Source organism: Kitasatospora sp. NPDC101183, assembly GCF_044767945.1.
Classification (GTDB): Bacteria; Actinomycetota; Actinomycetes; order Streptomycetales; family Streptomycetaceae; genus Kitasatospora.
In genome coordinates, this window is sequence record NZ_JBIWOW010000045.1 from 1 (window position 1) to 19439 (window position 19439).

The window sequence follows — 19439 nt, forward strand, 5'->3', positions numbered from 1 at the left end:
GGACGCTTCCTTCAGGCCGCCTTCCAGCGGGCCCTCCGGGCGCTTCGTTCTTTCGTGTTTCCAGCTTACCAGATGTTTTCCGCTCCGTTTTCCGGAGTTTCATTCATCCGATTCCCGCTGGCGGGATTTCCTTCGAACTTCGCTCCGAAGCTTATCAAAGCTTTCGGTGTGCTCACTCCGCGGGATTTGCTTCGTCAGAGGCGTGCATTTCGAGAAATGCACCTGCCTGATTCGGCGGTGTCGTAGACACTAACGCCCGGGGCGGCCGTTGTCCAGCCGCTCCAACCGTTCAAACCTACTAGCCCACCCTCACCACGTCAATGGTTTGGTCGGGATGCGAGAAGACTACCAGGTCAGAAGCCTGTTGATCGCCACGGCTCACGCGGCGACGGGCTGCAGGTCCGCCCGGTCGGCCGCGTCCAGATCACCGGTTTCGCCGGCCGCGGCGGCCTTCCGACCCAACACCAGGGCATAGAGGAGGAAGAGCACCTCCGCCACCACGCCGATCGAGATGCGGGCCCAGGTGGGCAGGCCGGAGGGGGTGACAAAGGCTTCGAGAATGCCGGAGACCGCCAGGACCGTCGCGAGGCCCATCGCCATGCCGACGATCGCCCGGCCCTGTTCGGCCAGGGCCACGCCCCGGGTACGCGGGCCGGGGTCGATGATGGTCCAGCCCAGGCGCATGCCGAGGCCGGCGGCGACGAAGACGGCGGTCAGCTCCAGCAGTCCGTGCGGAATGAGCAGGCCCAGGAAGATGTCGAGCCGGCCTGCGGAGGCCATCAGGCCGATGCCCACGCCCAGGTTGAGCACGTTGCCCCACAGCACCGCGATCACGGGGAGCCCGAACGCGATCCCGAAGATCAGGCACTCCACCGCGATCCACGCGTTGTTCGTCCAGACCTGCGCGGCGAAGGAGCTGGCCGGCCGGTCCGAGTAGTAGGCCTCGTACTCCCCGCCGGGGCGGGTCATCTCCCGCAGCTCGTCCGGGGAGGCGAGGCTGCGGAGCACCTCGGGGTGCGCGGTCAGCCACCAGGCGATCAGGGCGCTGAGCGCGAACGAGACGACCGCGATCGGCACCCACCAGCGGCGGGAGCGGTACAGCGCGGCCGGGAAGCTCACCGTGTAGTAGCGGGCGACGTCCTGCCAGCCGTTGGTACGGGCACCGGTCACCGCCGCACGGCCGCGCGAGACCAGGCCGGTGAGCCTGGCGACCAGGGCCGGGTCGGGCGCGGCGGCCTGGACCTTGGCCAGGTGGCCGGTGGTCCGCTGGTACAGCGTCACCAGCTCGTCCGCCTCCTCCCCCGTGAGCCGGCGCCTGCGGGCGAGGGCGTCCAGCCGGGCCCACTCCCCCTGGTGGGTAACGACGAAGACGTCCAGGTCCATTCGGCGGCTCCAGGGTGGGCGAGGCGCTCGGGGCGGCTCGCGCGGGGGCGGGCGGGTGGGTACGGACACGCGCGGCCCAGCATGCCAGGCACCGGCGACGCCGTGGTCGCCGGGATCTCACTTCCCGTGCGACGGTCCGGCGCCGTATGTTTGCGGCTGCGGATCAGAATGCGGAGGGACTGCGAAGAACGGGTCGTCGGGGGCCGACCCGCCACCGGCACCGCCTCGCGTCCGCAGCCGCCCTCCTCCGGTTCGTCTCCTCGGGGCGAACTCCCTGCGGGGGCCGTACGGCTCCACGAACGTGAACGGACGGGTGTCTTGAGCGACCTGGTGACGGGTGAGGCCGTCGTCCTCGACCTGCAGACGGCCAAGCTGCCGAGCAGGGCGCTGGCCATCCTGATCGACCTGCTCCTGGAGTTCGCCGCCCTGATCGTGACCACGATCGTGCTGAGCGTGGCCCTGATCGACCTCGACCGGGCGGCCGTGGCGGCCGTCTCGCTCGGCCTCATGGTGTTCTTCCTGGTCGCCGTCCCGGTGATCGTCGAGACCCTCAGCCACGGGCGCTCGCTCGGCAAGGCCGCGCTCGGCCTGCGCGTGGTGCGCGGCGACGGCGGGCCCGTCCGGTTCCGGCACTCGCTGGTGCGCGCGGGCGTCGGGTTCTTCGAGCTGATCACGCTCGTCGGCTGCCCGGCCGTGATCACCTCGGCCCTGCGGACGGACGGCAAGCGCCTCGGCGACGTCTTCGCCGGGACGGTCGTGGTCCGCGAGCGCGCCGCGGCCGGCGGCGGCACGTCCGTCCCGCTGCCGCCCGTGCACCCGCAGCTGCTGCAGAGCATGGGCCGCGAGCTCGTCGCGATGGACTTCTCCGCCGTGCCCGAGCCGCTCTGGCTGGCCATCCGCCAACTGCTCGGCCGCATCGGGCAGTTGGACCCGGCCGTGACCCACCGGATGTCCGTCCGCCTGGCCGACGACCTGTCCGCCCGCACCGGCCTCGCCGTGCCGCCCGGGCTGCACCCGGCGGCGTACCTGGGCGCGGTGCTCACCGAGCGCCAGCGGCGGGAGTGGACGCGGGCCCAGGAGCGGCAGTGGCAGGCCGCGCAGGCGGCCCAGGCCGCGTACGCCGCCCAGTACCCCGCGCAGTACCCCGTCCAGTACCCGGCCGCACCCGCCCCGGCTCCCGAGCCGCAGGACGCCCGGCCCGTACGCGTCCTCGGCATACCGGAGGCCCCCGCCGCGCCTCCCGCGATGCCGGCGACGCCCGCGCCGCTCTCCCTGGACAAGCCGACGGCCCCGCCGCCGCCCCCCGCCTCGGGATTCGCCCCGCCGGCCTAGGCGGGCGGGGACGGCCAGGCGTTCGGCGGCGAGGCCAGCTCCTCCAGCTCCACCCCCGCCGCCGACAGCACCACGTCCCCCGCGAGGTGCACGACCTGCTGCTCCCCCGTCGCCAGGTCCGCCACCTGGTACCGCTCCACCAACAGCGGCCCCGAGTCCGTCTCGTGCCGGTCCACACCCTCCAGCAGCCACCCCTGGTCGAGGGTGCGCGGCGCCAGTACCGGCTCGGTGAACGCCACCAGCCGCACCCGCGCGCTCGCCCCCTCGTCCAGCCGCAGCAGCCGCGCGGTGGCGACCAGGAAGCCCGGCGAGCCGCCGGTGAAGGCGTGCGCCCGGTCGTACCCCTCCGCGGCGCTCTCCCCGCCCGGGTCCCCCGCGTCCGTACGGACCCAGGCCACCCCGTCCACCGCCCCGCCGCGCACCTGCCAGCCGCCCGCCCGCAGCTCCATCCGCAGGGGCCGGGCCCGCGAGTCCAGGGTGAGGTCGAGGCTGCCGAGCACCCGGCCGTCCGGCGCGTAGGTCTTGGACACGTACCGCCAGCCCGCCGCGCCGGGCGCGCAGCTGAACCGCTCCTCGCCGAGGAGCTCGTGGTCGTGGGTGTCGTGCAGCGAATAGCGGCCGTTGGGCATGCCCGAAAGCCTACGCACCGGATTCCGGTGCAACGTTCCGGGCAGGTGCCCGCATTAGGGAGGCGGAGGAGCACGGCACGACGACGAGAGGGGGTGTGCGGATGGCGAGGCAGGCACGCGTCGAGGAGTTCACGGAGTACGTGGCCTCCAAGAGCGGCTGGCTGCGCAAGGTCGCCTACCTGCTGTGCGGGGACTGGCACCGGGCCGACGACCTGGTCCAGGAGACGGTCACCAAGCTGTACGTGAACTGGTCGAGAGTCTCGCGGGTCGAGAACCTCGACGGCTACACGCGCCGCATCCTGGTGAACACCTTCCTGGCCGAGCAGCGCTCCCCGTGGTGGCGCCGCACGATCCGCTCGGAGAACGGCCCGGACACGACGTTCTGCGACGTCGACCTCGACGCCTCCCTCGACCTGCGCCGGGCCCTCGCGGCCCTCCCGCCCCGCCAGCGCGCCACGGTGGTCCTCCGGTACTACTGCGACCTGTCCGTCGACCAGGCCGCCGAGGCCCTGGGCTGTTCCCCCGGCAACGTCAGGAGCCAGAGCTCCCGCGCCCTGGGCACCCTGCGGGGCAACCTGACTCCCCGTTCCGCCCCTGCCGAGAGGACGACATGACCATCGGAGGAGAGGACGACCTGACCACACGCCTGACCGCTCTCGCCGACGGGACCGCTCCCCCGCAGCGCCTCGACACCGCCCGCTGCATCGTCGAGGGCACCGCCCGGCTGCGCCGCCGCAGGCGGGCGCTGGTCGGGGCGGCGGCCGTCGTCACCGCCGTGGTGGTGACGACCACCGCACTGATCGTCCCCGGGAAGCCCGCGCTGACGGGCCCCGCCCCGGCGGTCGTCGAACCCGCGCCGTCCAGCGTGATCCCCGCCAGGCCCGATCCGCTGATCCCCGAGTTGCGGTTCGGCTGGCTGCCGGACTGGGTCGGCGGGGAGACCGGCATCAGCTACGACGGTCTGACCGCCCCCGGCGAAACCCACGGCGTCGTCCTGGAGGCAAGGCGGCCGGGCAAGAACGGCGCGCGCCTGCAGCTCTCCCAGCTGACCTCGTTCGGGGACGAGCCGCCGTCGCTGCCCGGCAGCGACGCCCGGAGGGAGGAGGCCGAACCGGTCGACGGACGGTCCGCCCACTGGGTGGTCTCCGACACCCACCCCGAGCAAGGCCTCACCCTGGAGTGGCAGACGCCTTCGGGTCGCTGGGCGAGGCTCCTGGGCTACGGCGGCGGACCGACGGACGTCTCGCGGGAGGTCCTGCACCGGGTGGCCGACGGAGTCCGGTACGGCACCTGGGAGGTCCCTCTGCCCGTGCGGATCACCGGCCTGCCCGACACCTTCGACGTCTCCGGCGCGAGGCTGGACCGTCCCGGCACCGCCGACACGAGCCCCTGGCACCTGTCGCTGACACTCCGGGTGAACCGCACGGTCGTCCGGCTCACGGTGGAGCCGGAGGCTGCGAAGCGGCAGATCCCGAGCGCGCCGACCGACGCGGGGCCCGGGCTGGTGAAGTGCTCCACCGACGACGGGGTCCAGGTGTGCGCCGACATCGATTCCGCAACCCCGCCACCGGCGCTGGTCCAGCAGGGCGGCCTCCCCTGGCTGCTCGCCCGCACCAAGGCCCTCGGCCTGGACCCGCGCACCTGGACGACCGACCCCTTCGTCTAGCTCCGCCGCCGCCCGAACACGCCGGTGGCCGGCACCCCTCGCACAGGGGTGCCGGCCACCGGAAACCTCACCGCATCAGTAGCGGTACTGCTCCGCCTTGTACGGGCCCTCGACCGGAACGCCGATGTAGTCGGCCTGCTCCTGCGACAGGGTGGTCAGCTTCACGCCCAGCGCGTCCAGGTGCAGGCGCGCGACCTTCTCGTCCAGGTGCTTCGGCAGCACGTACACGCCGATCGGGTACTGCTCGGTCTTCGTGAACAGCTCGATCTGCGCGATCGTCTGGTTCGCGAAGGAGTTGGACATCACGAACGACGGATGGCCGGTCGCGTTGCCCAGGTTGAGCAGGCGGCCCTCGGAGAGCACGATGATCGTGCGGCCGTCGGCCTTGCGCCACTCGTGGACCTGCGGCTTGACCTCGGTCTTCACGACGCCCTCGAGCTTGGCCAGGCCGGCCATGTCGATCTCGTTGTCGAAGTGGCCGATGTTGCCGACGATGGCCTGGTGCTTCATCCGGGCCATGTGCGAGGCCATGATGATGTCCTTGTTGCCCGTGGTCGTGATGAAGATGTCGGCGATCTCGACGACGTCCTCCAGCGTGGCGACCTGGTAGCCGTCCATCGCCGCCTGGAGCGCGCAGATCGGGTCGATCTCGGTGACGATGACGCGGGCGCCCTGGCCGCGCAGCGACTCCGCGCAGCCCTTGCCGACGTCGCCGTAGCCGCAGACGACGGCGACCTTGCCGCCGATCAGGACGTCGGTGGCGCGGTTGATGCCGTCGATCAGCGAGTGGCGGCAGCCGTACTTGTTGTCGAACTTCGACTTGGTGACCGAGTCGTTGACGTTGATGGCCGGGAACAGCAGCTGGCCGTCACGGTGCATCTCGTACAGGCGGTGGACACCGGTGGTGGTCTCCTCGGTCACGCCCTTGATCGTGGCGGCGACCTCGGTCCACTTGTTCGGGGTGTCCTTGAGCGTGCGGTTCAGCAGCTCGAGGATGATGCGGAACTCGTCGTTGTCGGCCGTCGACGGGTCCGGGGCGGCCCCGGCCTTCTCGAACTCGACGCCCTTGTGGATCAGCAGGGTGGCGTCGCCGCCGTCGTCGAGGATCATGTTCGGGGTCTTGCCCTCGGGCCAGGTGAGCGCCTGCTCGGTGCACCACCAGTACTCCTCCAGCGTCTCGCCCTTCCAGGCGAAGACCGGGACGCCCTGCGGGTTCTCCGGGGTGCCCTCCGGGCCCACCGCGATGGCGGCGGCCGCGTGGTCCTGGGTGGAGAAGATGTTGCACGAGCACCAGCGGACCTCGGCACCGAGCGCCGTCAGCGTCTCGATCAGCACGGCGGTCTGGATGGTCATGTGCAGCGAACCGGTGATCCGGGCGCCGGCCAGCGGCTGCGACGCGGCGTACTCGGCACGGATGGACATCAGGCCGGGCATCTCGTGCTCGGCGAGCTGGATCTCCTTGCGGCCGAACGGCGCCAGGGAAAGGTCGGCAACCTTGAAGTCACCGGTGGTGTCGGTCGACATGCGTCTGCTCCTCGCTGATGGGATCGGGGCGGCCAGAGGTCCGGCGCGCTGCGCAGCACAACGGGCCGTGCGGGTGCACGGACGTGTCGGAGCGGCCGTCCCCGTGGTCCGGGACGACTCCCCACTGCGCGGCGCAATCCGTCGGAGGACCTCTCTCCCTCGACCGGCGCACACCCTACGGGGGCGGACCGCCGATCGACCGCCATCAGCAGCGACGTACTGGCACTGGTGACGAATCTACACGCAGGCCGCGCCGGGCGTTCGCGGATGACCGATTTCGGCCGGACGGATGATCAACGTCCGGACGGTGCTCAGTGGCCCCCGGCCGCTGGTCCGGGGCCGCCCGGCGTGGCCGCCGGGTCGTCGCCGGCGGCGGCCTTCTCGGCGCTGTAGACGTCCGGTTCCAGGTAGATCGCCCGGGCGATCGGCACGGCGGCGCGGACCCTCTCCTCCGCCGCGTCGATGGCCGTGGCGACCTGGGCGGCGCTGTCCCGCGCGTTGACGGCGATCTTGGCGGCGACCAGCAGTTCCTCCGGGCCGAGGTGCAGGGTGCGCATGTGGATGACCCCGGTGACGGTCTCGCCGTCGACCAGCGCGGCGCGGATCCGCGCCACCGACTCGCGGTCGGCGGACTCCCCGAGCAGCAGCGACTTGGTCTCCAGTGCCAGCACCACGGCGATCAGCACCAGCAGCACGCCGATGCAGAGCGTCCCGACGCCGTCCCAGACGCCGTCGCCGGTGATGACGGTGAGCGAGACGCCGAACAGCGCGAGCACCAGGCCGATCAGCGCGCCGGTGTCCTCCAGCAGCACCACAGGGAGTTCGGGCGCCTTGGCCGTACGGATGAACTGCGTCCAGCTGCGGCTTCCCTTGGCCTTCGCGGACTCGTGCACGGCGGTGCGGAAGGACCAGCCCTCCATGGCGATGGCGAAGAGCAGCACGCCGACCGCCCAGCCCCAGGCGTCGAGCGTCTCGGGGTGGCTGATCTTGTGCCAGCCCTCGTAGACCGCGAACAGGCCACCGACGCTGAACAGGACGATGGCCACCAGAAAGCCGTACACGTAGCGCTCGCGCCCGTACCCGAACGGGTGCTCCTCGTCCGCCGCGCGACGCGCCCGCTTGCCGCCGATCAGCAGCAGCACCTGGTTGCCGGAGTCGGCCACCGAGTGCACGCCCTCGGCGAGCATCGAGGACGATCCGGTGAAGCCGAAGGCGGTGAACTTGGCCACCGCGATCGCCAGGTTCGCGGACAGCGCCGCGACCAGTGCCTTCGTCCCGCCCTCAGTGCTCATGCGTCCGCCTCGCAGCGCTCGGCAGGGGCATTCGCCCCTACGCACCCGTCAAATGTTCGCTCGCTTCGCTCCCTCACGCCGCACAACCTAGCGGCACCGGGCTCAGGACTGCGCGGCGGCGAGCCCCAGGTAGACGGCGGCGAAGTCGGTGAGCGCGACGAGGTCGGCCAGCGCGTGGAGCTGCTCGGGCCGGGTGCTCGCGTACTCGGTGAGGCGGACGTCGTGGGCGGCGGCCAGCCGGTGGGCGCGGCCGGCGCCGAAGCTGCGCGGGCGGTCGTCGTCCTCCGGCACCTCGGCCGGGCCGTCCTGCTCCTGGTCCGCCGCGCCGGGGACGTGCCGCAGCAGCAGGACCTGGAGGTGCAGCGGGTCGGGCTCCTCGACGCGGTCGCGGAAGAAGTCGTCCGGGTCGGCGCCCGCGCCCAACTGGCCGGTGAACATGCCCCGGTGGGCGGTGAGCACCTGCGGCAACGGACCGGCCAGCGCCGGGCGGCCGGCCCGGTCGGCGAGCTGGGCGGCGAAGCGGGCGGCGGCGGCCCCGGCGATCGGGCCCTCGGCCCAGAGCAGCGGGACCGTCCCGGCCAGGCGGGCGGCGAGGCCCTTGGCCGGGTTGGTGTACGCGGCGGCGTCCGGGCGGCAGCGCACGGCGGTGGCGTCCAGCAGGTCGGCGACGGCCGGCAGCGCGTCGTACGGCAGCTGGGTGAGCCCGATCTTCTGGGCCAGCGCGAGCAGCGGGGTGAGGTGGGACCAGAGCGCGGCCGGGTCCTCGGCCGGGAGGTCGGGCTCGGCCGCGGCGGGCGGAGCCTCCTCCGGCTGGGCGCCGACGACGTACGGCAGGGGCAGCGCCCGCACCTGGAGCGCGGCCTCGGCCAGCGGGCTGCCCGCCGGGGCGGTGACGACGAGGGCGCAGCCGCGCGCGTAGGCCTGTTCGGCGAGGCGGATCAGGCCCTGCTCGCCGCCGTCCGCGGAGCTGATCACCAGCAGGTCGAGCGGGCCGGTCCAGCCGGGCAGCTGCCAGCCGAGCCCGGCGGTGAAGGCGGGCGGGGCACCGGAGCGGTCGCGGTCGCCGCGCGGGGCGGTGGCCTCGGCGGGCGGCAGGGGGACGACGAGGCCGGCGCTTCCGGCGAGCACGGCGAGGACCTCACCGGCCGTCAGGGCGCTGCCGTGTCCGGCGACCAGGACGGCGCGCGGGCGGCCGTCGGGGTTGAGCCGCTCGATCCCGGCGGCCTCGGCCTCGCGCAGGGCGGTGCGCACGCGCGCCCCGGCGCCGGCCAGGGCCAGGAGGGCGCGGTCGCGGTCGGCGCGCTGGAGGGCGGCCGGGTCGTCGAGCAGGGTGTCGTCGAGCATGCGGCGGGCCTCCGGCGGCTGTCCTGTGGAGCGCTGGGGAAAGGGCTCAGGCGGGGCGGCGGGCCTCGTCCACCAGGAGGACCGGGATGCCGTCGCGGACCGGGTACGCGAGGCCGCAGTCGGCGCCGGTGCAGACCAGCTCCGGCTGGTCCTCGGTGTCGCCCTCGACGAGCGCGGCCCGGCACTGCGGGCAGACCAGGATCTCCAGCAGGAAGGATTCGAGCTTCATGGGGCTCTCCAGAGTTCGGGGGTGGCGCGGGGGGGGGGGGGGGGGGCGCCGGGCGCCCGCCCCCCCCCCCCCGGCCCCCCCCCCCCGCCCGCTTCCGTCAGGCGCTCAGCCGCGGACGACGGCGAGGACGCCGTCGCGCAGCTCGGCCATCTTCGCCGGGTCCTTGGCCTCGACGTTCAGGCGCAGCAGCGGCTCGGTGTTGGAGGCGCGCAGGTTGAACCACCAGTCGGCGCCGGCGACGGTGAGGCCGTCCAGCTCGTCGACGGTGGTGCCCTCCAGGCCGGCGTAGGCGGCGCGGACGGCGGCGGTGCTGGCGGCCTGGTCGGCGACGGTGCTGTTGATCTCGCCGGAGGCGGCATAGCGGTCGTACTCGGCGGTCAGCGCGGAGAGCGTGCCCGGCTGGCCGCCGAGCGCGGCGAGCACGTGCAGCGCGGCGAGCATGCCGGTGTCGGCGCGCCAGAAGTCGCGGAAGTAGTAGTGGGCGGAGTGCTCGCCGCCGAAGACGGCGTCGGTGACGGCCATCTCCTGCTTGATGAAGGAGTGGCCGACGCGGGTGCGCACCGGGTTGCCGCCGAGCTCGCGGACGACCTCGGGGACGGTCCAGGAGGTGATCAGGTTGTGGATGATCGTCGGCTCGGCCTCGCCGGCGGCCTTGGCGCGGGCGATCTCGCGGGCGGCGACCAGGGCGGTGATCGCGGACGGGGAGACGGGCTCGCCGCGCTCGTCCACGACGAAGCAGCGGTCGGCGTCGCCGTCGAAGGCGAGGCCCACATCGGCGCCGACCTCGCGGACCTTGGCCTGGAGGTCGACGATGTTCTTCGGGTCGAGCGGGTTGGCCTCGTGGTTGGGGAAGGTGCCGTCCAGCTCGAAGTACATGGGGACGAGTTCGAGCGGCAGGCCGTCGAAGACGGTCGGCACGGTGTGGCCGCCCATGCCGTTGCCGGCGTCGACCACGACCTTGAGCGGGCGGATCACGGTGAGGTCGACCAGGCCGAGCAGGTGGTCGGCGTAGCCGCGCAGGGTGTCCTGCTCGCTGAGCACGCCGGGCTTCACGTCCCGGGCCGGGACGGTGACGGTGTCGTCCTCGCCCGTCCAGGACTCGACGAGCTCGCGGATCTCGGACAGGCCGGTGTCTTGGCCGACCGGGGCGGCGCCGGCGCGGCAGAGCTTGATGCCGTTGTACTGGGCCGGGTTGTGGCTGGCCGTGAACATCGCGCCGGGCAGGTCGAGCTTGCCGCTGGCGTAGTAGAGCTGGTCGGTGGAGCACAGGCCGATCTGCACCACGTCGGCGCCGTACGCGGCCGCGCCCTCGGCGAAGGCCAGGCTGAGCGACGGGGAGGACGGGCGCATGTCGTGGCCGACCACGATCGCGCTCGCTCCGGTGACCTGCACGAACGCGGCGCCGAAAGCCCGGGACAGGCTCTCGTCCCACTGGTCCGGGACGACGCCCCGGACGTCGTACGCCTTCACGAGCTGCTTGAGGTCGCGCACTGCGGCTCCACCTGGTCTCTGTAGTGGTCGGTCGTGTCACACCACCGGCCGCGCGGTCGACGGGCCGCGGTGGCGGTAGACCGGCAGCGTACCCGGGCCGGGCGAACGGGCCGTGACGCGCGGGCCGTCAGTTGTCGGGCGAGCGCAGGACCCTCAGGTGGCCCCGTCGGCCGGCCTCGGTGGACTCGCCCTCGGAGCCGCGGCCCTGACGGGGGGTCTGCGGGCGGGCGGCCTCGCGGACGGCGTTGGCCAGGGCCTCCAGGTCGTCGCTGCTGCGGCGCAGCGGGCCGGCCTCGGCGGCGAGCCGGACGACCTCCCAGCCGCGCGGAGCGGTGAGCCGCTCGGCGTGCTCGGCGCAGAGGTCGTAGCAGTGGGGCTCGGCGTAGGTGGCGAGCGGGCCCAGCACGGCGGTGGAGTCCGCGTAGACGTACGTCAGCGTCGCGACGGCCGGCCGGCCGCACGCGGTCCGCGAACAACGACGTACAGAGCTCACGAGGGTGGACGGTACCGCACTCCTCGCCAGGGCGCGAAGACCGCCTGTCCGGAGGGTGTTCCGTGTCGGCCTCCGCACGCTGCCGCACGCGCCCCCACCCCTGGCGTTTCCCGGTCGGAGTGGTCCACTTCCGTCCGTCCAAGGACTACGCTCGGCAGTGATATGGACAGCTCCGCACCGCAGTCATCGACAGGGCCCTCGCGCCGCCCCCGGCACCGCGACCGGCACGGCAGGGGGCTGCGCGGCCCGCTGGCGCCGCCCCAGGTGCCGATCTCCCTCACGCGTTCCGAACTGTTCGACGACTACGTGCGCGAGTCGGTGGAGCGGTTGGAGCGGCGGTGGCCGCAGCTGATCGAGGTCGAGTTCGCCGTGCAGGAGGTGCCGCTGCACGAGCCGGACGCCGCCGACGCGGAGGACGGGGTGCCGCTGGGGCGGGTCTCGCCGGGCCGGCAGGGGCACAAGAGCCAGATCGTCGTCTACCGGCGGCCGGTGGAGATCCGGGCGAAGACCCGGGAGGACCGTGCGGCGCTGGTGCACGAGATCCTGATCGAGCAGGTCGCCGAGCTGCTGGGGCTGTCGCCCGACGCGATCGACCCGCGCTACGACGAGGACTGAGGCGGGCTCCGAGGACGCGGAAGGGGCGGGCATCCGGTTGGCCGGGTGCCCGCCCCTTCGGCGTGCGGTCAGCGCAGGACGACGCCCGGGTCCTGGGCGGCCTGCGGGACCTTGACGGTGCTGCGGTCGTCGCGCAGGGCCTGGACGGTGAACATCGGCACGTCCTTGGCGGGGATCGCGAGCATCCGGGCGGCGACCACCGGGCCGCCGGAGGTCGTCTCCACGGTGAGGGCGAAGGCGCCGTTGCCCCCGGCGGGCTCGGGCGCCGGGATGGCGACGGTGCCGCCGGCCGGGACCTGGACGTCCTTGGTGGCCGGGGTGCCGCCGCCGCTGCCCGCCGAGGCGGTGACCTTGACGGTGGCGGCGTCGCCGGTGGAGGTCAGGAAGAGCGTGGAGGCGCCGGGCCGGTTGTCGGCGACGGTGGCGCGGGCGCCGACCGGGGCGGTGCCGGTGAGCCAGGCCGCGTCGCTCTTGCCGCTCGCGCCGGTGCGGTCGACCCGCAGTCCGGCCACGATCGGGGTGGGGTGCTTGTCGTCGCTGGGCGACAGCCGCAGGCCGGCGACCTCGTCGCGGGTGACCTTGCCGAGGTCGACGGCGGCGACCTGGCCCGCCTTGACGTGGATGGACTCGTTCCCGGCCGGGGTGAACCAGCCGTTCTTGCCGGAGAGCTGGATCTTGAGGTCCGCGTCGTCCTCCGGCGGGGCCCAGACGACCAGGCGGGCGGAGGAGGTGTCGGCGGGCAGGCCGGGCATCACCTGGGTGGGCGCCGGGTCGGCCGAGGCGGGGATCCAGTCGGTGCCCTTGCCGCCGTCGGCGGCGTGCAGGGCGGCGCCGACGCGGCCGGAGCGGACCACCGCGTGCACGGCGAGGTCGTTGACGGCGCCCTTGGTGAGGGTGGACAGCAGGATCGACTGGGAGCTGCCGGGGGCGACGGTGAGGCCGTTGGCGGCGTCGTTGTCGATCAGGCCCTTGTCGCCGTACAGCTTGAGGTCGACGACGGCGGCGGTGGCCTCGGTGTTGACCAGGCTGACGTAGTCGACGCGGTCCCCGGCGGTGCTGGCCCCGGCGAACCAGAAGCTCGTACCGGCCGGGGTGCAGGTCAGGCCGGACATGCCCTGGCCGCGCTGCTCGGTGACGACGGTGGTCTGGGTGACGGTGAAGCCGGGGGCGAGGGCGCCGGTGGCGACGGCTCCGGTGCCGGGGGCGGCGTCGCCGTTGGCGGCGGGCGCGGAGACCGGGGTGCCGGGCTTGGCCAGGGTGAGGCGGGCGTCGGCGGGCGGGGCGTTCTTGCCGGGGGCCGCGGCCGGGGCGCCGGAGGCGGTCGGGGCCGGGGTGCCGGTGGGCGCGGTGGCCGCCGGGGTGGCCGCGGCGCCGGGGGTGGCCGCCGGGGCGGCGGGCGCGGCGGCGTCGGAGATCCAGCCGGCGCCGCCGGTGGCGGAGCCGGTGCCGGGCGGGCTGTAGGCGGTGAGGGTGGTCGATCCCGTCAGGCCCTGGAACGGCTGCGGGCAGACCGCCGCCGTCCGCTCGACCTGGGCGGTGGTCGGTGCCACGGCGTCGGCCTTGGCCGGGGCGGCGGGCGGGCGGACCTCGGCGATGCCGAACACGGCGGCGAGCACCACGGCGGCGGCCAGCAGGGACTGGGTGGTCCTGGTGCCTCCGGCGAACCGGCCGGCCCGGGGCTCTCGGGGCTCCGGGGCCGCTCGGTGCTCCTGCGACGGGTCGGCGGACGCGGACTTCTTGCGGAGTGCGGGCTTCTTCATCGCGGGTCAGCTCCCCGATCCGTGCTGGTGCGGCCGGTAGGTCCCGGAAGCGTGGCCGGTGCCGTCCGGGTCGCTCGGGCCGTTCGGGTTGTTCGGGTCGTCATAGGGATCGGCCTGCTGCTGCCCCGGCAGCCAGGGCTGCTGCTGCTCGTAGCCCTGCTGCGGGTGCTGCTGGTAGGGGTCGTAGCCGTACTGCTGCTGGTCGTAGCCCTGCTGCTGGTAACCCTGCTGGCCGTACTGGTCGTACTGGTCGTAGCCCTGCTCGTACCCCTGGCCGCCGTACGGCGCGGCCGCCGGCTGCTGGCCGTACTGGTCGTAGCTGTACGGGTCGGCCTGCTGGTACGTCTGGTACGGGTCGGCGTACTGCTCCGCCTCCTGGGCGGCGGCGGCCGCCTGGACGGCTCCGGTGACGGGCTCGCCCGCGGGCTGGGCCGGGACGGCGCCGGGGCGGCCGTCGTACACGCCGGGCTCCTCGGCGGCCTCCTCGCCGCCCTCGCCGCGCTCGGCCATCCGGCGGGCCCGGCGGCTGCCGGGGGCGGGGGCCTGCTTCTCGGCGGCGGCGGCCAGCGCGGCGGCGGCCACGACGTCCTCGGGCAGGTCGTCGTCCTTGTGGCTGCGGCGGCCGGGCAGGGCCAGCACCAGGACGGTCAGGCCCAGGAGGACCTGGGCCCAGATCCAGCCGGTGTGGGCGAAACCGCCCTCGCGGGTGACGCTGAGCTTGCCGCCGGAGGCCGGGAGCTTGAAGCCCTGCGCCCAGCCGTCCACGGTGGTCGGCTCCAGGGCGGTGCCGTCCACGGTGGCCTTCCACTCGGGGGCGGCGCTCTCGGCCAGGCGCAGCACCCGGCCGTCGGGACCGGCCGGGACGGTGGTGGAGAGGTCGCGGGCGCCGGAGGCGACGACCACGGGCAGGGCGCCCGGCGCGGTGATCACCGCGCGGACGGCCGGGGTGCCGGTGACCTGCCAGAGCGCGGAGCCGGTGTCCTGGTTGGCCTTGACCAGGCCGGGGGTGGTGTCCAGGACGTCCTTGTAGGTGTCGATCGCGGGCTGCTGGACGAGCACGTAGCCGATGCCGTAGCCCGCGAGGGCCCCGGCCTGGTCGGCGCCGGAGCCGGCCAGCAGGCTGCCGACCATCGTGTCGAGGCCGCCCTGGGTGCCGGTGGCCGGGTCGACGGTGGACTCCGCCTGGCCGAGGGTCAGGCCGGCGCCGCGCAGCACGGTGTAGCGGACGGCGCCGCCGCCCTTCTCCCCGGTGACGACGAGGGTGCGGGCCCGGTCGGTGGTTCCGGCCTCCTCGGCGATGAAGGCGGGCACCTGGTCGGACTGGCCGCGGTGCAGCGGGCCGCCCGCCCCGGTGATCGCCCACCAGAGGCCGGTGCCCAGCGGGGCCAGCACGGCGGCGGCCACCACGAGGGCGGCGACGGGCTGCTTCCAGCCGAAGGCGATCCCGGCGACGCGGGCGTTGGCGCCGTCCGCGCCGATGGCGGCGGCGGCGAGCAGAGCGATCCCGGCGATCAGGGTGGCGGGGCCGGCCCAGGCGGGCACGGCCGGGCCGCCGGAGGCCGGGGTGACGGAGGTGCCCGCGACGGCGACGGCGAAGACCAGGCCCGCGCCGGCGGCGCCCCAGGCGGCGAGCACCGCGCGCCGGCGGTCGGCGCGCAGCAGGGCGGCGAGGGCGGCGAGGACGACACCGGCGGAGAGCCACACCGGCGGCACCCCGGCGCCGCCGGGGTTGACCAGCAGCAGGCCGGCGGCGCTCGCCCCGGCGCCGTGCAGGCCGGGCAGGCCGGCCTCCAGCAGCAGCCAGGTCGGGTGCGAGAGCACCGTGAGCGACCAGGGGGCCAGGACGGCGACGGGCACGGCGAGGATCACCGCGACGCGCAGGCCCAGCAGGCGCAGCGCCGTACCGCCGGAGCCGAAGGCTCCGCCGCGCAGGACGGCGAACACCAGCGTGGCCAGGCAGAGCGGCACGGCGAGCGCCCAGGTCAGCGGCACGAAGGCGGTGGCCAGGGTGAGGAAGAAGACGGTCATCCAGACCGGCCGCCAGCCGGGCCGGGCGCCCTTGGCGGCGCTCTCCTGGCGGATGCCGAGGCCGGCGGCGATCGCGGCGGCGCGGGCCAGCGGCGGCAGCAGCACGGCGAGGACGGCGGTGCCGATCCGGCCCTGGGCGAGCGCGCCGGTGGCGGCGGGCAGCAGCGCGTAGGTGGCGCTGGCCCAGGCGCGGACCATCTTGGAGTCCAGCAGCGGGCGGGAGACCAGGTAGGCGCTGACGGCGGCGAGCGGGACGGTGAGCAGGACGAGCAGGGTGAGGGCGAGGTCGGCGTTGCCGAACAGCCCCCAGCCGAGCACGGCGAGGACGCCGAGGTACGGCGGTGCGGCGGCGGTGGAGCCGGTGCCGACGGGGTGCCAGGCGTCCGCGTACATCGACCAGAGGCCGCTCGCGCCGTCCGCGGCGGGCAGCAGGGCGCCGCCCATGAGCGAGCCGCTGCCGAACAGGCTGCGGCAGGCCGCGAGGGCGAACAGCAGCAGGGCGGCGAACAGCACCGGGGCGGGGCGCCGGGCGAGCTTCTTGATCAGGGCGAACTGCTCGACGACGAGGTCCTCGGAGTCGTCGTCGCCGCCCGCCTCGGCGGAGCCGTGCCGGCTGCCGGCGTCGTCGCCGCCCCCTATCCCGAGCGAGGAGACGACGCCCTCGACGGCCAGGCGGGTGGTGGCGCCGGGGGCGGGGAAGAGCGAGCGGTCGTCCAGGGCGTCCGCCGCCCGCGTCCGGGCTCGGCGCTTGCGGGCGGCCAACAGCCGTGGCAGGCGCACGAGTTCGTGGCCGAGGCCGGCGAGCTCGTCGACTGCCTGCTTCGGGTCCTTGCCGAGCAGGCTGGTGACGGCCCGCACCAGGGTGCCGAGGACGAGGCGCAGCAGGACGTACGGGAACAGCACGCCCCGGCTGTTGGCGAGCAGGGTGTAGACGGCGCCGGCCTTGTCCACCCGGTGCGGGTGGGTGGGGCCGCAGTCGATCGCGCGGCGCTCGCGGCTGGCGGCCTCGGCGTGCCGCAGCACCGCGTCGGGGGCGACGACGACGCGGTGGCCGGCGGCGTTGACGCGCCAGCAGAAGTCGGTGTCGTCCCGCATGAGCGGGAGGGCCTTGTCGAAGCCGCCGAGCTCCTCGAAGACGTCCCGGCGCACGAGCATGCCGGCGGTGGAGACGGCGAGGACCGGGCGGACCTGGTCGTGCTGGCCCTGGTCCTGCTCGCGGCGGTCGAGGCCCGTCCAGCGGCGGCCGGAGCGGGCGATGGTGACGCCGACCTCCAGGAGCTGGCGCCGGTCGTACCAGCTGCGCAGCTTGGGGCCGATCACGGCGGCGCTCGGGGTGGAGTCGGCGACCTGGAGGAGGCGGCGCAGGGCGTCGGTCTGCGGCTCGCAGTCGTCGTGCAGCAGCCAGAGCCACTCGACGGGCTGGGTCTCGCGCGGGCCGCCGCGGCCGAGGACGTCCTCCTGGGCGAGCGGGTCGCCGAAGTCGTCCCAGCCGCCGGTGACCGGGTCGTAGCCGGAGGGGTCGAGCCGGTAGGGCAGGTCCTCGGGGCGCAGCGGGGGGCTGTTGAAGACGGCCTCGCCGACGGCGGTGCCGAAGCCCGCCCGGCGGCCGAGGACGATCGGCCCGGTGTCCGGCATCCCGTCGGCGAGGCCGAAGTCGTCGAGCGCTTTGGCGAGCAGCTGCGGGGAGTCGTCGGTGGAACCGGTGTCGACCGCGAGGACGCGCTGGACCTGCCGGTCCTGGCCGAGCAGGCCGGCCAGGGCCTGCGGCAGCCAGCGGGCGCCGTCGTGCGAGACGATCACGGCGGTGACCAGGTGGCGCGGGTAGGCGGGCGGCCGGGAAGCGGTGAAGCCGCTCTGGCTGTAGACGGTCATCGAGTGCGCGGGCCCCAGTTCTCGGTGGACACAGCCGGTGAACGGCAACCGGATGGCGCACCACACTAACGGCTCCGGATGGCCGTCACGTGCGCGGTGTCCGCGCGGGGGTCCCCTCGAACGGGCGCCGCGTGGCCCGGGACGCACGAAAGCGCCCCACCGCGACGGTGAGGCGCTCGTACGACTGTCCGGCCGGCCCCGCCGACACCGGACCTGCCGGTCGGTCAGCGGGGGCCCGGGGCGCCCCGGGTCAGACGGCGCTCTTCTTGAGCCGACGGCGCTCGCGCTCCGAGAGGCCGCCCCAGATGCCGAAGCGCTCGTCATTGGCGAGGGCGTACTCCAGGCATTCCGAGCGGACCTCGCAGGCGAGGCAGACCTTCTTGGCCTCGCGAGTGGAGCCGCCCTTCTCGGGGAAGAAGGACTCCGGGTCGGTCTGGGCGCACAACGCGCGCTCCTGCCAACCGAGTTCCTCCTCTTCCTCCGCGATGCCGTCACCGATCAACAGCTCAAAGAGCTCGCTCATGTGGCGCGCCTCCTCTGCCCCTACCTTGGCGTCCCCGTGGTTGCCGTTGCCTCGTGCGGCTGACGACACGAGTGAAATTACAGTTGCGTCACTCTGGCTCAGTCAAGCCGAGCTCTGGTATTGGGGTCGGGATTCACTCCCTGGCACCAAGCCGTTACGAATAGTGTACATATCTGGACACATCGGACCTTCGGCCCGAAAGCCTCGGACGGGATCGAACCGTCAACAACCCGTCGCCGAGTGACGCAGAGTCACGATCACAGGTGGGTCATCGGCCTGCCTTCCCGGCGATCTTCCCATCGAAACATAGAGGGTGATGAATCACCCCATCCAGGAAAGATCCGGACCGAATCCCCCCTAATGCCGCACTCCACCGGTTTGACACCGGTGCTACGGATGCGGTCTCCTTTCTTCCATGTCAGAGTTCGCCAGCCCCCGGAGCGGTTCCACCCTCCGCCGTGCCGCGAACCTCTGTTGTCGCCTCTGTCCCTGTATCTAGGCGCCCGCGTCCCACCGCGCGCCGCCTTCTCCAGGAAGCACAGAGGCCGCCCGCGATCTCCCGCCCCAGGACATCCCGGAGCCGGCTGCTCCCCGCCGAACCAGCCGCCACCTCCGAGGACGACTCCCGTGCGCATGATCCGCATCCGCAAGCGGAACCGCGACCGCAGCAAGCTCACCCGCCTTGGCCTCGCGCCCGCCCGTACCCCGCGCTGGTCGGACGGGCTGAGCGACGTCTCCATCGCGGGCGACCCGCTCGCCTTCCCCCACCTCGCCCGCACCGACCTGCCAGCCCACCCCGTCACCGTCGCCGAGTACGCCCGGCTGGTGCGCGAGATCGCCGCCGACCGCTCCCGCTGGGAGCCGCTGGTGCGCTACGACGCCCTCACCCGCTGGTACGCCCGGCTGGAGACCGGCCCCGGGTACGAGGTCTGGCTGCTCAGCTGGCTGCCCGGGCAGAGCAGCGGCTTCCACGACCACGGCGACTCCTCCGGCGTGATGGCCGTCGTCCAGGGCGAGCTGATCGAGCGCTCCCTCACCGGCGCCGGCGAGGAGGAGCGGACGCTGCGGCCCGGCGGGCGCCGGGTGTTCTCCCCCGGGTACCTGCACGAGGTCGTCAACGGAACGCTCGAACCGGCCGTCTCGATCCACCTCTACACGCCCGGCCTGACCGAGATGAACCAGTACGGGACCACGGCCGTCGAACAGCAGTCCCAGCCGCAGCCGGACGCCCACTGACGGGTGGTCCGGTCGTGGCAGG

17 protein-coding genes are annotated in these 19439 nt (G+C 73.9%); 6 read left to right on the forward strand and 11 right to left on the reverse strand.

From position 1 onward, the window contains the following. A partial coding sequence (locus tag ACIRRS_RS36525) for a hypothetical protein (protein WP_402980721.1) occupies positions 1–246 on the forward strand: 246 nt, incomplete at its 5' end. 132 nt (positions 247–378) lie between these two features. Here ACIRRS_RS36525 and ACIRRS_RS36530 read toward each other — a convergent pair. Next, complete coding sequence (locus ACIRRS_RS36530) at positions 379–1383, reverse strand: stage II sporulation protein M (RefSeq protein ID WP_402980723.1); 1005 nt, start codon at positions 1381–1383, stop codon at positions 379–381. 318 nt (positions 1384–1701) lie between these two features. On the opposite strand from ACIRRS_RS36530, the gene ACIRRS_RS36535 reads away from it, so the two are divergent. Then, positions 1702–2715, forward strand: a complete 1014-nt coding sequence (locus ACIRRS_RS36535) for an RDD family protein (RefSeq protein ID WP_402980726.1) — start codon at positions 1702–1704, stop codon at positions 2713–2715. Here the strand turns inward: ACIRRS_RS36535 and ACIRRS_RS36540 are convergent. Then, positions 2712–3344 carry a hypothetical protein gene (locus ACIRRS_RS36540; RefSeq protein ID WP_402980728.1) on the reverse strand — a complete coding sequence of 211 codons (633 nt, stop codon included), beginning with the start codon at positions 3342–3344 and terminating at the stop codon, positions 2712–2714. The genes ACIRRS_RS36535 and ACIRRS_RS36540 overlap by 4 nt on opposite strands. 101 nt (positions 3345–3445) lie before the next feature. On the opposite strand from ACIRRS_RS36540, the gene ACIRRS_RS36545 reads away from it, so the two are divergent. After that, entirely contained in the window at positions 3446–3958 is a 513-nt protein-coding gene (locus ACIRRS_RS36545; RefSeq protein WP_402980731.1) for a SigE family RNA polymerase sigma factor, read from the forward strand. After that, on the forward strand, positions 3955–5010 hold the full coding sequence (locus tag ACIRRS_RS36550) for a hypothetical protein (protein ID WP_402980734.1): 1056 nt from the start codon (positions 3955–3957) through the stop codon (positions 5008–5010). Before ACIRRS_RS36545 ends, ACIRRS_RS36550 begins: the two co-directional genes overlap by 4 nt. A gap of 75 nt (positions 5011–5085) precedes the next feature. Here the strand turns inward: ACIRRS_RS36550 and ahcY are convergent, their stop codons facing one another. From ahcY to ACIRRS_RS36580, 6 genes are all read right to left on the reverse strand, one after another. Next, positions 5086–6534: an adenosylhomocysteinase gene (gene ahcY / locus ACIRRS_RS36555; RefSeq protein ID WP_402980737.1), complete on the reverse strand. Its 1449-nt coding sequence runs from the start codon at positions 6532–6534 to the stop codon at positions 5086–5088. 311 nt (positions 6535–6845) lie between these two features. Beyond that, positions 6846–7826, reverse strand: a complete 981-nt coding sequence (locus ACIRRS_RS36560; RefSeq protein ID WP_402980740.1) for a cation diffusion facilitator family transporter — start codon at positions 7824–7826, stop codon at positions 6846–6848. A 102-nt stretch (positions 7827–7928) separates the two neighbouring features. Beyond that, on the reverse strand, positions 7929–9170 hold the full coding sequence (locus ACIRRS_RS36565) for an SIS domain-containing protein (protein WP_402980743.1): 1242 nt from the start codon (positions 9168–9170) through the stop codon (positions 7929–7931). Positions 9171–9216: 46 nt separating this feature from the next. After that, positions 9217–9399, reverse strand: a complete 183-nt coding sequence (locus ACIRRS_RS36570; RefSeq protein ID WP_402980745.1) for a Trm112 family protein — start codon at positions 9397–9399, stop codon at positions 9217–9219. 105 nt (positions 9400–9504) lie between these two features. Then, positions 9505–10890, reverse strand: a complete 1386-nt coding sequence (locus ACIRRS_RS36575) for a phosphomannomutase/phosphoglucomutase (RefSeq protein ID WP_402980748.1) — start codon at positions 10888–10890, stop codon at positions 9505–9507. Between the two features lie 127 nt (positions 10891–11017). Then, positions 11018–11461, reverse strand: coding sequence for a DUF3499 domain-containing protein (locus tag ACIRRS_RS36580; protein WP_402980751.1), 444 nt, complete (start codon positions 11459–11461; stop codon positions 11018–11020). An 84-nt stretch (positions 11462–11545) separates the two neighbouring features. On the opposite strand from ACIRRS_RS36580, the gene ACIRRS_RS36585 reads away from it, so the two are divergent. Further along, a complete protein-coding gene (locus ACIRRS_RS36585; RefSeq protein ID WP_402980754.1) occupies positions 11546–11998 on the forward strand; it encodes a metallopeptidase family protein in 453 nt (150 codons plus the stop codon). Positions 11999–12066: 68 nt separating this feature from the next. Here ACIRRS_RS36585 and ACIRRS_RS36590 read toward each other — a convergent pair whose 3' ends face one another. From ACIRRS_RS36590 to ACIRRS_RS36600, 3 genes are all read right to left on the reverse strand, one after another. After that, a complete protein-coding gene (locus tag ACIRRS_RS36590; RefSeq protein ID WP_402980757.1) occupies positions 12067–13758 on the reverse strand; it encodes a DUF5719 family protein in 1692 nt (563 codons plus the stop codon). Positions 13759–13764: 6 nt separating this feature from the next. Further along, positions 13765–17658, reverse strand: coding sequence for a glycosyltransferase (locus ACIRRS_RS36595; RefSeq protein WP_402980760.1), 3894 nt, complete (start codon positions 17656–17658; stop codon positions 13765–13767). Positions 17659–17908: 250 nt separating this feature from the next. Then, a complete protein-coding gene (locus ACIRRS_RS36600) occupies positions 17909–18181 on the reverse strand; it encodes a WhiB family transcriptional regulator (protein ID WP_063349134.1) in 273 nt (90 codons plus the stop codon). Positions 18182–18808: 627 nt separating this feature from the next. Here ACIRRS_RS36600 and ACIRRS_RS36605 point away from each other — a divergent pair. Then, the gene (locus ACIRRS_RS36605) at positions 18809–19417 is read left to right on the forward strand and encodes a cysteine dioxygenase (protein WP_402980763.1); all 609 of its coding nucleotides are present in this window, start codon (positions 18809–18811) and stop codon (positions 19415–19417) included. Positions 19418–19439 lie beyond the last annotated feature (22 nt).